At 68.1% G+C, this 15,567-nt stretch carries 13 protein-coding genes and 1 pseudogene; 9 read left to right on the top strand and 5 right to left on the bottom strand.

All coding sequences use genetic code 11. From position 1 onward, the window contains the following. Positions 1-66 precede the first annotated feature (66 nt). Positions 67-327: a phosphopantetheine-binding protein gene (locus AC1DKD_RS27950; RefSeq protein ID WP_441630586.1), complete on the bottom strand. Its 261-nt coding sequence runs from the start codon at positions 325-327 to the stop codon at positions 67-69. A gap of 443 nt (positions 328-770) precedes the next feature. Here AC1DKD_RS27950 and AC1DKD_RS27945 point away from each other — a divergent pair, with 443 nt between their 5' ends. The 9 genes and pseudogenes from AC1DKD_RS27945 to AC1DKD_RS27905 all read left to right on the top strand — a co-directional run bounded on the left by AC1DKD_RS27945 (position 771) and on the right by AC1DKD_RS27905 (position 10,741). Next, positions 771-1,451, top strand: coding sequence for a COG4648 family protein (locus AC1DKD_RS27945; protein ID WP_441630588.1), 681 nt, complete (start codon positions 771-773; stop codon positions 1,449-1,451). Further along, positions 1,451-3,264 (top strand): annotated as a pseudogene (locus AC1DKD_RS27940) (ApeI family dehydratase). Before AC1DKD_RS27945 ends, AC1DKD_RS27940 begins: the two are co-directional and overlap by 1 nt. Continuing rightward, positions 3,261-4,226, top strand: coding sequence for an LpxL/LpxP family acyltransferase (locus tag AC1DKD_RS27935; protein WP_441630590.1), 966 nt, complete (start codon positions 3,261-3,263; stop codon positions 4,224-4,226). The pseudogene AC1DKD_RS27940 and the gene AC1DKD_RS27935 overlap by 4 nt, the downstream one beginning before the upstream one ends. Before the next feature lie 3 nt (positions 4,227-4,229). Further along, positions 4,230-4,883 carry a LolA-related protein gene (locus AC1DKD_RS27930; protein WP_441630592.1) on the top strand — a complete coding sequence of 218 codons (654 nt, stop codon included), beginning with the start codon at positions 4,230-4,232 and terminating at the stop codon, positions 4,881-4,883. After that, on the top strand, positions 4,880-7,351 hold the full coding sequence (locus AC1DKD_RS27925; protein ID WP_441630594.1) for an MMPL family transporter: 2,472 nt from the start codon (positions 4,880-4,882) through the stop codon (positions 7,349-7,351). The genes AC1DKD_RS27930 and AC1DKD_RS27925 overlap by 4 nt, the downstream gene beginning before the upstream one ends. Next, positions 7,348-8,178 (top strand): polysaccharide deacetylase family protein, encoded by an 831-nt coding sequence (locus AC1DKD_RS27920; protein ID WP_477143959.1) that lies wholly within the window; start codon positions 7,348-7,350, stop codon positions 8,176-8,178. Before AC1DKD_RS27925 ends, AC1DKD_RS27920 begins: the two co-directional genes overlap by 4 nt. 76 nt (positions 8,179-8,254) lie before the next feature. Continuing rightward, on the top strand, positions 8,255-9,463 hold the full coding sequence (locus AC1DKD_RS27915; RefSeq protein WP_441630598.1) for a beta-ketoacyl-[acyl-carrier-protein] synthase family protein: 1,209 nt from the start codon (positions 8,255-8,257) through the stop codon (positions 9,461-9,463). A gap of 8 nt (positions 9,464-9,471) precedes the next feature. Then, the gene (locus tag AC1DKD_RS27910; protein WP_441630600.1) at positions 9,472-10,275 is read left to right on the top strand and encodes a beta-ketoacyl synthase chain length factor; all 804 of its coding nucleotides are present in this window, start codon (positions 9,472-9,474) and stop codon (positions 10,273-10,275) included. Positions 10,276-10,279: 4 nt separating this feature from the next. Beyond that, entirely contained in the window at positions 10,280-10,741 is a 462-nt protein-coding gene (locus AC1DKD_RS27905) for an ApeP family dehydratase (protein ID WP_441630601.1), read from the top strand. Here the strand turns inward: AC1DKD_RS27905 and fahA are convergent. From fahA to AC1DKD_RS27885, 4 genes are all read right to left on the bottom strand, one after another. Then, positions 10,738-12,000 (bottom strand): fumarylacetoacetase, encoded by a 1,263-nt coding sequence (gene fahA, locus AC1DKD_RS27900; protein WP_477143958.1) that lies wholly within the window; start codon positions 11,998-12,000, stop codon positions 10,738-10,740. The genes AC1DKD_RS27905 and fahA overlap by 4 nt on opposite strands. An 82-nt stretch (positions 12,001-12,082) precedes the next feature. Then, a complete protein-coding gene (hmgA, locus tag AC1DKD_RS27895; RefSeq protein WP_477143957.1) occupies positions 12,083-13,423 on the bottom strand; it encodes a homogentisate 1,2-dioxygenase in 1,341 nt (446 codons plus the stop codon). Between the two features lie 72 nt (positions 13,424-13,495). Continuing rightward, positions 13,496-13,735, bottom strand: coding sequence for a DUF2783 domain-containing protein (locus AC1DKD_RS27890; protein WP_441630605.1), 240 nt, complete (start codon positions 13,733-13,735; stop codon positions 13,496-13,498). A 20-nt stretch (positions 13,736-13,755) separates the two neighbouring features. Further along, positions 13,756-15,519 (bottom strand): FAD-dependent oxidoreductase, encoded by a 1,764-nt coding sequence (locus AC1DKD_RS27885; protein WP_441630607.1) that lies wholly within the window; start codon positions 15,517-15,519, stop codon positions 13,756-13,758. Between the last annotated feature and the right edge of the window lie 48 nt (positions 15,520-15,567).

Genomic DNA, 15,567 nt, shown 5'->3' with positions numbered 1-15,567 from the left:
TCGGTATCCCTTGCCTGTCCTACGGCTTCTGACATCCGGACAAGGCCGGGCGGCCAGCCGGAGGCATCAACGCGTCCGGTTCGCTGCCGCATAGGCGGCGAGACTGCCGAGCGAGGCGAAAATCTCGTGGTTGTCGGGATTGTCGGAGCGCAACTCGAACCCGTACTTCTTAGAGATCAGCAGGGCAATCTCCAGGATGTCGATGGAATCCAGGCCAAAGCCCTCGCCATACAGAGGCGTTTCGGCAGAGACATCTTCCGGCTTGATGTCGGAGATATCGAGTTCGCCGATGATCAACTCGGCGAGTTCATGTTCCAGTTCGGTCATCGTCGCAACGTTGCAAATATCGAAGGGTTCCGCATGCACGCTACGGTAGTCGTCTCCTGCACATGATGGGCAGCCCGGGGCATGCGTGAATTCAGACGGCTATCGTATACTCCGGCATCGTCTTTGGGGCAGATGCTACCAAGCTGGGGTAAATCCCACTAGAAATGAGAAGTTTAGTAACAACATTGTTCGCCGCTTCCTGAAACATCGCTCCACTTCGGCAGTCTTCACGCTATATGCTCTCGTCTTGCTTCCCGGCGCCTGGGTCGGTACCGGGCCGTCCTGCCGGACGCATCCGGCAAGACAAGCCAAGCGCCACAGCCGTCCCCCTATAGCACCAAATGTCATCTTGTGATCCATCCACGACCTGCCGCCCCGATTGCCTGCCCGCCAGGCCTGCGGACGACTGTCACACCAGCAGCGCCACCGCCTCGCCCAAGCAAATGCCGGCCACGGCACATGCCGCTGGCCAGCACCCGCTGCGCCGTCACGGCTGGGTGATCGTTGCTGCATTTTTTGCGTTGTATGAGTACGCCTTGCACCATGTGGCCCAGCAGCCTGGCGCTCAGGAAGCCGGCCTGCTGCTGGGTGCAGCGCCTTTTATCCTGCTGGGGCTGGGCGTCAGCTGGCGCTCCCGCTGGCGGTTCCCCTTGCTTGTGCTGCTGGCGCTGGCCTGCGCCGGCCTGTGGCTGATGCGCGTACCGCTCTCGCAGCATTTCGGGTGGACCTACTACATGCAGCACATGGGTGCGAACACCGCGCTCGGATTGATGTTCGGCCGCAGCTTGCGGCGCGGGCAAACGCCGCTGTGCACCCAGTTCGCCGCCATCGTGCGGGGAGTGCTTTCCCCCGCGCTGCAACGCTACACACGCGCCGTCACGCTGGCGTGGACGCTGTTCTTCGCCATCATGGCGACGGTATCCACAGTCCTGTTCGCGCTCGCGCCCATCGCCACCTGGTCCACCTTCGCCAACCTGTGCAGCCCGGTACTGGTGGCACTGATGTTCGTGGTGGAAGCGGGTTGCCGCCGTTTTGCGCTGCCGGGAGTGGCCCATGCCGGCGTTCGCGAAGCGATCCAGGGATACCGCGCGGCCATGGCCGCGCGCGCGGGGTTGTCGCGTTGATGCCGGCCGCCCCCACCCATCGGCAGCCCGGCAACGGACGCACCTATCCGCTGGTTTCACATACCTCGCCGGATAGCATCATTGCCTGGCATCTCGGCCAGCCAGTGACGGTGCGCAGCTTCCTGGCCGACGTCATGCGGCTGGCCGCCGGGTTGCCGCCGGGCGGCCATATCTTCAATGTCTGCGCCGACCGCTATCGCTTCACCGTAGGCCTGTGCGCCGCGCTGGTGGCCGGCAAGATCAGCCTGCTGCCGTCCACCCATACGCCGGAAATGGTGCGCCAGCTCGCATCGTTCGCGCCCGACGCCTTCTGCCTGCACGACACGCCGGATTGCGATATCGCGCTGCCGCGCTTCCGCGTCCCCGGATTCGTCGGGCAAGCCGCCGCGGCCCCCCTGCCAGAGCCGAGCATACCGTCCATCCCCGGCGAGCGCGTCATGGCCTATGTGTTCACCTCCGGTTCGACGGGGCAACCGGTGCCGCACCGCAAGACCTGGGGCTTCCTGGTCAGCAACGTACGCGCCGCGGCGGCACGGCTGGGCTTGCAGGACGGCCGCGCCTATACGCTGGTGGGCACCGTGCCGCCCCAGCACATGTATGGTTTCGAGTCGACGGTACTGCTGGCCTTGCAAGGCGGTATCGCCCTGAGCGCAGCGCATACCTTCTACCCCGCGGACATCTGCGATGCGCTCGAAGCCGTGCCGCGGCCGCGCGTGCTGGTGACCTCGCCGGTGCACCTGCGCGCGCTGCTGCTCTCTCCCGCCAGGCTGCCCCCGGCAGACCTCATCCTGTCTGCCACCGCGCCCCTGTCGGAGAAGCTGGCATGCGAGGCGGAGGCACGCCTGGCGGCGCCGCTGATGGAAATCTACGGCAGCACCGAAACGGGCCAACTGGCTACGCGCCGCACCGCGCAGACCAGCGCCTGGGAACTGTTCCCTGGGGTGAGGCTGGAAGCGCGGCGGCAAGCCGGCGGCGGAAGCGACGGAAGCGGCGCAGAGGACCAGGTCTGGGCAGCGGGCGGCCATGTGGAACAACCCGTCGCCATGGGCGACGCGCTGGAACTGCTGGACGAAACCCGCTTCCTGTTGCACGGCCGCAAGGCGGACCTGATCAATATCGCCGGCAAGCGCACCTCCCTGGCTTACCTCAACCACCAGCTCAACGCCATCGAGGGCGTGGAGGACGGTGTCTTCTTCATGCCGGATGCGCCGCCGGGCGAGCAGGCCGAAGGCCATGTGCGGCGCCTGCTTGCGCTAGTGGTGGCGCCGCGCCTGCAGGCCGCGCAGATCCTGCACGCGCTGCGCGAGCGCATCGATCCGGCCTTCCTGCCACGCCCGCTGCTATTCGTCGACACGCTGCCGCGCAACGCCACGGGCAAGCTTCCGCACGAGATCCTGGCGCCACTGGTGGCAAGGCTGCAGGCGGCCCGGCAGTCCCAACCGCCCGGAGAGGGCGCATGATGCGCAAGGCCCACCTCGAACAAGGCGAAGCGCGCGCCACCGCTGGCTTCGTCATTGCGCCCGATCATCCCGCGCTGGCCGGCCACTTCCCCGGCCATCCGGTGGTGCCGGGGGTGGTGCTGCTGGATCACGCGATCGCGCTGATCGGCGCGGCGCTGGCGCAACCGCTGGAGATCTTCCAGCTCGGCTCGGTCAAGTTCCTGAGCCCGGTGTTGCCCGGCGAACCGGTGACGGTCACGCACGAAGCCGATGCACGCGGCACGATCCGCTTCACGCTCAGCGCCAGCGGCCGGGACGTGGCAAGCGGCACGCTGACCCCGGCGGCGCCGTCGTCAGGGGAAATCCGCGCATGACGTGGCCTGCCAAGCGAGCCGCCAGCGCCGACTGGGCCAGCCGTCAGGAACGCAGCAACACCACGCTGCTGCGCGTCATGAGCTGGCTCTCCTTGCGCCTCGGGCGCCGGTTCGGCCGCGCCGTGCTGCGCCTGGTCACCGCTTACTTCGTGCTGTTTTCCCCGACCGCACGCTATGCCTCGCGCGCCTACCTGGACCGCGTGCTGGGACGCGACGCGGGCTGGAGCGACGGTTTCAGACACGTCTTCACCTTCGCCTCGACCATCCACGACCGCATCTACCTGCTCAACGAACGCTTCGACCTGTTCGATATCCGCGTGCATGGCGGCGAGCTGGTGGACGAGGCGATGGCGCGAGGCGGCGGCGCCTTCCTGCTGGGTGCCCACCTGGGCAGTTTCGAAGTGATCCGCGCCGTGGGCCGCCAGCGGCCCGGCCTGCGGGTCGCGATCACCATGTACGAGGAGAACGCGCGCAAACTGAACAGCGTGCTTGAAGCCATCAACCCGGCCATGCGCCAGGATGTGATCTCGCTCGGCCGCATCGATGCCATGCTGAAGGCACGCGAATACCTGGAGCGCGGCTTCATGATCGGCATGCTGGCCGATCGCACGCTCTCGCAACGCGCCACCGATCCCGTGCAGCAGTGCGATTTCCTGGGCGCGCCGGCGGGCTTTCCCACTGGCCCGCTGCGCATGGCGGCCATGCTGCGCCGTCCTGTGATCTTCATGACCGGGCTATATCGCGGCGGCAACCGCTACGACATTCACTTCGAGGCGCTGGCGGATTTCTCCCAAGTGGCACGCGGCCAGCGTGAGCAGGAAGTCCAGGCTGCACTGACACGCTATGTCGGCATGCTGGAACGCCACTGCCACGACGCGCCATACAACTGGTTCAACTTCTACGACTTCTGGCAGTCCGGCCCGCCGCTTTCCAGCCAGCCGCCTCCCGGCAACGAGCCCTGACGCATGCCTCGATCCCCCGCCGCCCTCGCGCCTTGCCACCTGCGTGGTCTTGCGCGCCTGTCCATGCTTGCCTGCCTGGGCAGCGCGCTTATCCTGGCGGCCCCGCCTGCCGCGCAGGCCGCCGAACCGCCCGCCACCGCTTCCGCGGCCTGGGGCGTGGACCAGTTGATGTCCGCGCTGGCGCAGCGCAAATCCGGGCGCGTGCGCTTCACCGAGACGAAATATCTCGCCATGCTCGAACGTCCGGTGGAGTCATCGGGGGAGCTGGTATTCGTGGCGCCGGATCACCTGGAAAAGCGGACCGTTGCGCCCAAGCCGGAGAACCTCGTGCTCGACGGCGACATGATGACGGTGGAGCGCGGCGGCAAGCGGTTCGTGATGCCGCTGCAAAACTACCCGGAAATCGCGGCCTTTATCGAGAGCATCCGCGGCACCCTGGCGGGCAACCGCAATGCGCTGGAGCGTTACTATCGCCTCGGCATCGAGGGCCGCGCTACCCGCTGGACGCTGACCCTGACGCCGGCCGATTCGCGCATGGCGGGCATCGTCAGGCAGATCCGCATCGACGGCGCACGGGACGCGCTCGAGAGCGTGGAAATCGTGCAGGCAGACGGTGACCGCTCGGTGATGAAGATCAAGACGGCCGGCGCCCCATGACCGGACACGCTCGCCGCGACAGCTGGCGCCAGCGCCTGGCCGAACGGCCGGCGCGCATGGCCGTCGGCCTGTGGATGGTGTTCCTGCTGGCCTGCGCCGCGGTGGTTGCGCGCACCAGCTTCACGGCGGACTTGTCTGCTTTCCTGCCGCGCAGCCCGAGCGCGGAGCAGCAGTTGCTGGTGGACCAGTTGCGCGAGGGGCTGGTGTCCAGGCTGATCCTGCTTGGCATCGAAGGCGGCGACGCCGCCGGGCGGGCCGCTCTCTCCAGGGCCGTGGCGGCGAAGTTGCGGGCCGACCCGCGCTTTTCCTCGGCCAACAATGGCGAGCCGGTCAACCAGGCCAGCGACCAGCGTTTCCTCTATGCGCACCGCTACCTGCTCAGCCCCACGGTCACGCCCGAGCGCTTTTCGCCAGACGGGCTCAAGGCGGCGGTGGGCGAAAGCTTCGACCTGCTCGCCTCTCCGGCGGGACTCTTCACCAAAACGCTCTTGCCGCGCGATCCCACCGGCGAAATCACCTCCGTGCTGGGCCAGCTCGATAGCAGCCAGCGCGTGCCGCTGCGCGACGGCGCATGGATCTCGCGCGACGGCCAGCGCGCCGTGCTGCTGGCGCAGACCGCCAGCGCCGGCTCCGACACCGACGGGCAGGCAGATGCCATCGCCGCCATCCGCCGGGCCTTCGGGCAAGCCCGGCAGGCACAGCCTGCGCAGGCCGGCGCCGCACCTTACCGCCTTGTGATGACCGGCCCGGGCGTGTTCTCCGTCAGCACTCGCGACACCATCAAGCGGGAAGTGGAGCGCCTGTCCACGCTGGGCATCTGCCTTATCGTCACGCTGCTGCTGGTGGTGTACCGCTCGGTGCCCACGCTGCTGCTCGGGCTGGTGCCGGTCGTATCTGGCGCACTGGCCGGCGTGGCCGCGGTCAGCCTCGGCTTTGGCGGCACGGTGCATGGGCTGACGCTTGGCTTCGGCACCACGCTGATCGGCGAGGCGGTCGACTACTCCATCTACCTGTTCGTGCAATCCGCCCAGTACACACATGCCGGCCGGCGCGACGAACGGGCCTGGGTCGGCGCGTTCTGGCCCACGGTGCGGCTGGGCGTGCTGACGTCGGTCTGCGGTTTTGCTTCGCTGCTGCTTTCGGGCTTTCCCGGGCTCGCCCAGCTGGGGCTGTATTCCATCGCTGGGCTGACTACGGCAGCGCTGGTCACGCGCTTCGTGCTGCCGCGGCTGGCGCCGGCCAACCTGCGCATGCGCGATGTCACGCCGCTGGGCACGCGCCTGGCCCGCGCCGCCGCCCATGCCCACCGGCTGCGCTGGCCGATGGCAGCCTTGCTGCTGGCAGCCGGCGCGGTGCTGCTGATGCAGCGCGCCCCGCTGTGGAGCCAGGAACTCTCCTCGCTAAGTCCTGTGCCCGAGCGGGAGCAGGCACTCGACGCCGCGTTGCGCGCCGACCTTGGCGCGCCGGACGTGCGCTACCTGGTGGTCTTGTCCGGCCCCGACCAGGAGAGCGTGCTGCAGGGTGCCGAGCGGGTGGCGCGAGAGCTGGATCCCCTGGTGGCGCAAGGCGTCATCGCGGGCTATGAGAGCCCGGCGCGCTACCTGCCCAGCCTGGCCACCCAGCGCGCCCGGCAGGCCAGCCTGCCGCCGCGGCCGGAACTGGCGCAACGGCTGCAGGCCGCGGTAGCGGATCAACCGGTGAAGCCCGGCCTGTTTACGCCGTTCCTGGACGAAGCCGAGCAAGCGCGCGGCGCGGCGCCGCTGCGCCGGGAAGACCTGCGCGGCACCTCGATGGCCCTCGCGGTCGACGGGCTGCTGACCCGCCACGGCGAGCGCTGGAGCGCCACGCTGCCGCTGCGCGCGCCCACGGCGACGCCACAGGGCAAAACGGGACCGTCAGCGGGGCCGAGCCTCGACGCCGCTCCGATCCGCGCCGCCATTGCGCGCGCGGCCTTGGACGACACGCTCTTTGTCGACCTGAAGAACGAATCCGACCACCTGTATGCCAGCTATATGCACGAAGCGCTGCGCCTGTCGCTCGGCGGGCTCGCCGCCATCGCCGTGCTGCTGACGATCGCGCTGCGCTCGCCGCGCCGCGTGCTGAGCACCTTGCTGCCGCTGGCCGCCGCCACGCTAGTGGTAGTTGCGGGGCTCGCCGCCAGCGGGCGGCAACTCACCATCCTGCACCTGGTCGGCATGCTGCTGCTGATCGCGGTGGGATCGAACTACGCGCTGTTCTTCAACGGCAGCGGCCGGCAGGCTTCCGCTATTTCGCCACATACGCTGGTATCCCTGATGCTGGCCAACATGACCACCGTGGCGGCTTTCGGACTGCTCGCCTTCTCGAGCCTGCCGTTGCTGCAAGCCTTCGGCATGACAGTGGGCCCCGGCGCGGTGCTCGCGCTATTGTTCTCCGCTATCCTGGCGCCGCCGGCGCTGCTGTCAGCGCCGGCCAGGAGCCAACCATGAGCCGCATGACACCGACCCCTCGCCTGCAAGCGGACGCCCGCCGGTGGCGTCCTGGCGCCCTGGTCAGCGGTACGCTGGCAGTGCATGCCGGCGCCGCCGCAGCCATCGTGGCACAGCCCGCGTCCCTGCCGTGGGCTGCCGGCGGTGTGATTGCCTCGCATCTGCTGCTGACGGCGGCCGGGCTGTGGCCGCGCAGTACCTGGCTGGGACCCAACCTGCGGCGCCTCCCGCCATCGGCACAGGGTTGCGTGGCCCTGAGCTTCGACGACGGTCCCAATCCCGAGGTGACGCCACGCGTGCTGGACCTGCTGGATCAGCACCGCGTGCAGGCCACTTTCTTCTGCATCGGCGCACGCGCGGCGCAGCACCCCGCGCTAGTCCGCGAGATCGTGCAGCGCGGACACGCGGTGGAGAACCACAGCCTGGACCATCGCCATCACTTCTCCCTGTTCGGCCCGGCCCGGCAGATGCGCGATATCGCCGCGGCGCAGCAGGTACTGTCGGAACTGACCGGCACCGCGCCGCGCTTCTTCCGGGCGCCCGCCGGGCTGCGCAACCCCTTCCTCGAACCCGTGCTGTGCCGGCTGGGCCTGCACCYGGCCAGCTGGACGCGGCGGGGCTTCGACACCGCCGCCGCCGGCGATGCCGATCATGTCGCGCGCCGCTTGCTGACCGGCCTGGCCGAGCGCGACATCCTGCTGCTGCACGACGGCAACCCAGGCCATGATCGCGCCGGCCGGCCGCTGGTGCTGGCGGTGCTGCCGCGTGTGCTGCGGGCCATCGACAGCGCCGGGCTGCGCTGCATAACGCTGCGTGATGCTACGTGACGCCGTGCACCGTGCGGCTTGCCGACACAGGCCATTTGATACAATCGGCGCACCGCGCAAACGGATCCACAAAGCAGTGTCCCCCCTTCTTTTCTCGCACTACACAGCCACCAGTTGCCTAGGCCATGGCCTCGACGCCACACTGGCGGCCTTGCGCGCACAACGCGGCGGGCTGATTCCCTGCGAGTTCAGCGATATCAGGCTGGATACGTATATTGGTGAAGTCGCGCAGGTGGACGAGACGTCGCTACCCGCAGTGCTGGCTGAGTTCGACTGCCGCAACAACCGGCTGGCGCAACTGGGGCTGGAACAGGACGGCTTCGCGGAGCAGGTTCGCGCAAGCGTGGCCCGCTACGGCGCGCACCGGATCGGTGTGTTCCTTGGCACCAGCACTGCCGGCATCCTGCAGACCGAACTTGCGTACCGCCGACGCGACCCCGACACCGGTGCGCTGCCCGCGGATTTTCATTACCGCGGCAGCCACAGCCCCTACTCGCTGGCGGAATTCGTGCGGTGCTACTTCGGCCTGCGTGGGCCCGCGGCATCCATCTCCTCGGCCTGCTCGTCCGGTGCCAAAGTGTTCGCCTCGGCACGCCGCATGATCGAGGCGGGACTGATCGATGCTGCCGTGGTGGGTGGCGTCGATTCGCTGTGCCACACCACGCTGTACGGTTTCAATTCGCTGGAACTGGTATCCAGCCAGCCATGCCGCCCCTACGACGCGCACCGCAATGGCATCTCGATCGGCGAAGGCGCCGCGTTCGGCCTGCTGGAGCGCCTTCCCGCGGCAAGCGCCGCGCGCGCGAGCGAAGACATCCTGCTGCTGGGCATCGGCGAATCCAGCGATGCCCACCATATGTCAGCGCCGCACCCGCAGGGCCTGGGCGCCCGCATGGCGATGGCGCAGGCGCTGTCCAGCGCCGGCCTGACGCCGGCGCAGATCGACTACGTCAACCTGCACGGCACCGCCACGCGCAGCAATGACGCGGCCGAAGGCAAGGCCATGCTGGACCTGCTGCCCGCCGCGCCGTGCAGTTCGACCAAGGGCGCAACCGGCCACACGCTGGGCGCGGCCGGCGCCATCGAGGCGGTGATCTGCGCGCTGGCGCTGCGTCACGGCCTGCTGCCGGCGGGCATCAACACCACCGAGCCGGATCCCGAGTTGCCGCTCGACTACCTGCTGGAAAACCGCGAGCAGCCCGTGCACCGCGTACTGAGCAACGCCTTTGGCTTTGGCGGCTCCAACTGCAGCCTGTTGTTCGGGCGCGCCGATTCGCCAGGTTGAACCTATCCATGCAAGTGAGCGCATTCATCGAAGGCATCGGCCTGCTCGGACCCGGTTTCAAGGACTGGCCGCAAGGTGCCGCCGTACTTGCCGGCACGCTGCCCTATGTCGGCGAACCGACCGGGCTGCCACCACCGGCCGGCCTGCCACCGGCCGAACGGCGCCGCACCGGCCCCAGCGTCAAGCTGGCGCTGGGGCTTGGCCAGCAAGCCGCAGCGGCGAGCGGCATGGATGCGGCGGCCCTGCCAACCATATTCACCGCATCCAGCGGCGACGGCCACAACTATCACATGATCTGCGAAGCACTGGCCAGCGACGATCCGCTGATCTCGCCGACGCGCTTCCACAACTCAGTGCATAACGCAGCGGCGGGCTACTGGGGCATCGCCTCCGGTGCCATGGCAGCGTCCAATGTGCTGTGCGCCCGCGACGGCAGTTTCGGCGCCGGTCTGCTGGACGCCCTGTGCCAGGTGGCGGTGGACCGCGAAGCGTGCATGCTGATCGCCTACGACACGGACTACCCGGAGCCGCTGCGCAGCCATCGGCCGATCCCGGACGCGTTCGGCCTGGCGCTGGTGCTGCTGCCCGAGCCGACCCCGCGTTCACTCGCGCGCCTCGACGTCACGCTGGCCGAAGCCCCGGCCAGCCGGATGGCGGACCCCGCGCTGGAACGGTTGCGCCAGGGCGTGCCCGCGGCGCGGGCCCTGCCCCTGCTGCAGGCGCTGGCGCAGGGCGGCCCGCGCGAGGTGGTGATCGACTATCTGGATGATCTGCGCCTGCGGGTGGCCGTTACCCCGGCGGCGGCGGCATAACGCCATGCATCCCGACGCGGCACCGCTGGGGCGCGCGTGGATCGCGGCGCATATACCGCATCAGGGCACCATGTGCCTGCTGGACACCGTGCTCGACTGGAGCCCGGAGTTCATCCGCTGCGAAGCCAGCAGCCATACCCACCCGGACAATCCGCTGCGCGCCCACGGACGCCTGGCGGCCGTTTGCGGCATCGAATACGCCGCGCAGGCCATGGCCGCGCACGGCGCCGCCTTGCAACAGCCGGCGCAGCGCCCGCGCGTGGGCTACCTCGCCAGCGTGCGCAAGCTGGACCTGCGCGTGGCGCGCCTTGACGATATCGCCGCGCCGCTGCTGGTGGAGGCCCACCGCATCGGCGGCAGCGAGAACAACATCCTCTATGCCTTTGAAGTCAGCGCGGCCGGCCAGTTGCTGCTGGCCGGCCGCGCCGCGGTCATCCTGGATGTCCCGCTGGGCCCGGCCGCTTAGCGCGCCGGCAGGATCTTGCCGGCCACTTCGCCAAACCCGACCCGATAACCGTCGCCCTGGCACCAGCCGGCCATGACCACTTCGTCGCCGTCTTCCAGGAAGCCACGCTTGCCGCCGTCGGCCAGCGCTACCGGCTCGGCACCGTTGCGGGTCAGCTCCAGCAGGCTGCCATAGGAATCCGGCGTGGTGCCGCTGATGGTGCCGGAGCCCATCAGGTCCCCCACGCGGACATTGCAGCCCGACACCRTGTGGTGGGCCAGTTGCTGCACCATGGTCCAGTACATGGCCTTGAAGTTGGTGCGGCAGACGGTGGTGGCATGCTCGGCGCCTTCCGGGCGCAGGGAGACTTCCAGCGCGATGTCGTAGGCATTGCGCTCCGGCTGCTGCAGGTATTCCAGCGGCTCGGGCGACTGCACCGGATTGTCGCGGCGGAACGGCTCGAGCGCGTCCATCGTCACCACCCACGGCGAGATCGAGGTGCCGAAGCCTTTACTGTTGAACGGGCCCAGCGGCACATATTCCCACTGCTGGATATCGCGCGCGCTCCAGTCGTTGAGGATCACCATGCCGAAGATATGCCCGGCCGCAGCGGCGGTGGTGACCGGCTCGCCAAGCGTCGACGGCTTGCCGACGATAAAAGCCATTTCCAGTTCGTAATCGAGCTTCTGGCAGGCCGTGAAGATCGGGCGCGGCGCGTTGGGCGGCTTGATCTGCCCCTTGGGACGGTGCAGCGCCGTGCCGCTCACCACCACCGAACTGGCGCGGCCGTTGTAGCCGATGGGAATCTCCAGCCAGTTGGGCAGAAGCGCATTGTCCGGATCGCGGAACATGCGGCCAACATTGGTGGCGTGCTCGCGCGAGGAGTAGAAATCCGTATAGCCGGGGATGTCCACGGGCAAGTGCAAGGTGGCCCAGGCCATCGGCACCAGGGCTTGCTCGTGCAAGGCGGATTTTGGACGCAGGATGGTGTCGTCCGCCGACAGCAAAGCCGTCAGGCGCTGTCGGGTTTCGGTCCAGGCCGGCTTGCCGAGCGCGATGAAGGCGTTAAGCGTGGCGCCGCCGAACACGCCCTTCACCGCGGCTGGCAACAGGCCTTCCGCATCCAGCACGGACAGGTCGAGAATCAGGTCGCCGATGGCGACACCCACGCGCGGGCCCTGCCCGTTCGGGGAAAAGATGCCGTAGGGAAGGTTCTGCAGCGGGAAATGCGTAATGCCATCGTTGGCGGAATCGATCCAACTCTGCTGGACGGTAGTCATCGGGGGCTCCGGAAGGGAATGACAAAAGGTGCCGGCGGCTTCGGCCGCGCGCGCACCCGCAAGACGAAATCGTTGGTCGGAATCAGCGCTGGCCGGGGTTGAAATGCTTCTTCAATCCTTGCCAGCACGTGTAGTAGTCGGCCTGCAACTGGGCCGACTTCGCCGCATACGGCGTCGGCCGGATCACGGCCGGCGTCTCGAACATGAAGGCCATGGTATCGCTGATGTGGTGCGGCTGCGAAGTATCCCCGGTGGTGGCCTTGGCGAAGGTCTCGGCATCCGGGCCGTGACCGGTCATGCAGTTGTGCAGGCTGGCGCCGCCGGGCGCGAAGCCATCGGCCTTGGCGTCGTAGACGCCCTCGACCAGGCCCATGAATTCGCTGGCGATATTGCGGTGGAACCAGGGCGGGCGGAAGGTGTTCTGCGCCGCCAGCCAGCGCGGGCCGAAGATGACGAAATCGATGGTATCCACGCCCGGCGTGTCGGAGGGGCTTTGCAGCACCAGGAAGATCGACGGATCCGGGTGGTCGAAGCTGATCGAGCCGATCGTGTTGAAGTGGCGCAGGTCGTACTTGTACGGCGCGTAGTTGCCGTGCCAGGCCACCACGTCCAGCGGCGAGTGCCCGATCGATGCGCGCCACAGGTTGCCCTGGAATTTCGCCACCAGTTCGAAATCGCCTTCGCGATCCTCATACCAGGCGTGCGGCGTCAGGAAGTCGCGCGGATTGGCCAGGCCGTTGGAGCCGATCACGCCCAGGTCCGGCAGGCGGAACAAGGCACCGTAGTTCTCGCAGATATAGCCGCGCGCTTCGCCGTCCGGCAACTCCACGCGGAAACGCACGCCGCGCGGCACCACCACGATCTCCTGCGGCTCCACGTCCAGCACGCCCATCTCGGTGRCCASGSKCAGCMYGCCCTGCTGCGGCACGATCAGCATTTCGCCATCGGCGTTATAGAAGAAGCGATCCGTCATCGACCGGTTGGCCAGGTACAGGTGGATGCCGCAACCCGACATGGCCTCCGGGCTGCCGTTGCCGGCCATGGTGACGATGCCGTCGACAAAGTCGGTCGGCTCGGTGGGCATGGCCGGCGGGCTCCAGCGCATCTGGTTGGGCGAAGGCTGCACGGCATCGAAGCGGCTGACGATGCGCGACTGCTCGACCAGCGTGAACGGCTCGTGCATGGCCGCCGGGCGGATGCGATAGCACCAGCTGCGCCGGTTGTGCGCGCGCGGCGCCGTAAAGGCGGTGCCGGAGATCTGTTCGGCGTAGAGGCCATAGGGCGCGCGCTGGGGTGAGTTCTGCGCCACCGGCAATGCGCCGGGCAGAGCCTCGGTGGCAAACTCGTTGGCAAAACCCGACTGGTAGCCGGGCGTACCGTGGTCCGGCGCTTTGCCCGGAACGTTCAGTTGCGTCTGCGTCATGTCTTGTGTCTTCCTCTTGCGCTTACGATTTACGATGACTCTCGGTTTCTTGAAATGCGGCTGGGCGCGGCATCAGGCTGCGGCCGCCGGGTCGGTGGCGGGCTGGACGACAGCCCGTGCGAGCACGCCCGCACGGGCGAGCTCCATGGCTTCCTGCAGGATGGCAAGGTCGCCGATGTGGTTGGCCAGCAGCAGGATGAGCTGCGCGTTGGCGGACTGGCTCTGGGCGTCGGAAAGGTCGCGATGCATCTCGATCAGCGCCTCGTAGAAGTCGTCCGGGCGGGCCAGGTTGGGTTCAGTGTTCAGCGGCATCAGCATGTCTCCCTAACGTCTCAGGCCACGGTCGTGGCCGCGGCAATACGTTCGTCACCGGCGGCGCCGTCTTCCTGCCAGCCGAGCGCCCGCCGCAACGCGGCTTGCACCTGGCCGGCATCGAATGCCCGCCAGCGCGCGCACACGTGCTGGTCAGGCCGCAGCAGGTAGACCGTGCCCGGCCGCCCGTCGTAGCGGCGCGCCAGCAGGCCTTCGCTATCCTCGAACAAGCGCACGCCGGCAGGTGCGCCGGGCGTCTCGCCGCCACCTGCCGGGACCACGCACAGCACTGCCAGCCGGACCTGTCCGCAGGCCAGCGCCTGCAAGGCGGTCAGCGCCAGTGCCGGCAAAGCGCCCGCGTCCGCGAAGACCATCGCGGCGAACTGGCTGCCCAGCTGGCGCAAAAGCCACGCGGCCTGGCCGTCCACCTTCACCGGCGCATCGGCGCACGACATGCCTGGCGCCATCAGCCCCGTGAACTTCGCCTCGCCCTGCTCGTCGGCCGCATCCGGCGTGTTGAGCGGGGACGCGTGCAACACCGCCGGCACCGACAGCCGCCCGCTGTTGACGAGCTGGCGGGCAAAACCGTGCTGCCGTGCCAGCGTCAGCACGGCGTCGCGGAAGACGCGGCTTATGGGTGTCTTGGGCGTGATGAAATCGGTAGAGCGAGTTGAGTGGCGGATATTCTCGTCGGCGGCGTGCTCGCGCTCGCTGGCGTAGCTATCCAGCAAGGCATCCGGCGCGCTGCCCGCCAGCACCAGCCCAAGCTTCCAGGCGAGGTTCTCCGCGTCCTGCACGCCGCTGTTGGCGCCACGCGCCCCGAAAGGGGAAACGCGGTGCGCGGCATCGCCCGCGAACAGCACGCGGCCATGGCGGAAGCGATCCATGCGCTGGCAGGAGAAGGTATAGACACTGACCCACTCCAGTGCAAATTCGACACCATCGCCCAGCAACGCCTGGATGCGGGGGATTACCCGTTCCGGCTGCTTTTCCAGCTCCGGATCGGCGTCCCAGCCAAGCTGGAAATCGATGCGCCAGACATTGTCCGGCTGTCGATGCACCAGCACCGACTGGTTTCGGTTGAACGGCGGATCGAACCAGAACCAGCGCTCGCTCGGGAAGGGCGCCGCCATCTTCACATCGGCAATCAGGAAGCGGTCATGGAAGACGCGCCCCTTGCTTTCCAGGCCCATCGCATGGCGGACCGGGCTGCGTGCGCCGTCGGCCACCACCACGTAGCGGGCCTGCAGGGCATAGTTGCCATCGGGCGTTTCCACATCCAGCGTCACCACGTCGCCATCTTGCGTGAGCCCCGCCACGCGATGCTTCCAGCGGATCGCCAGGTTGGCCAGTTCGGCCGTGCGCTCCACCAGATAACCTTCCACATAGTATTGCTGCAGGTTGATAAAGGCCGGCCGGCCGTGCCCGCACTCGGGCAGCAGGTCGAAGCTGTAGACCAGCTCCTGGTCGAAGAAGATCTTGCCGACGTTCCAGCTCACGCCCTTGTCCACCATGCGCTGGCCGCAACCGAGGCGGTCGAAGATTTCCAGCGTGCGCTTGGCGAAGCAGATCGCGCGCGAGCCGGTGGAGAGCGTGCAGTCGTCGTCCAGCAGCACGACAGGCACACCCTGCTGGGCCAGGTCGATTGCCGTGGCCAACCCGACCGGGCCGGCCCCGATCACCACGACGGGATGGACCGGATGGCCGCCGGCGCCTGGCCGCGGCGCACTCTGCTCTGCGCAAGGCTGGTACGCGAAGGTACAGGCCTGGTAATTGGTTTCCATCTTGTCTCCATCCTCCAGCCATGACCGCTGGCGCGGTTCTCTCGGCAA

Source organism: Cupriavidus sp. 05T313, from assembly GCF_056396665.1.
The sequence above is the reverse complement of the archived record's forward strand: the minus strand, read 5'-3'. Positions and strand labels throughout refer to the sequence as shown.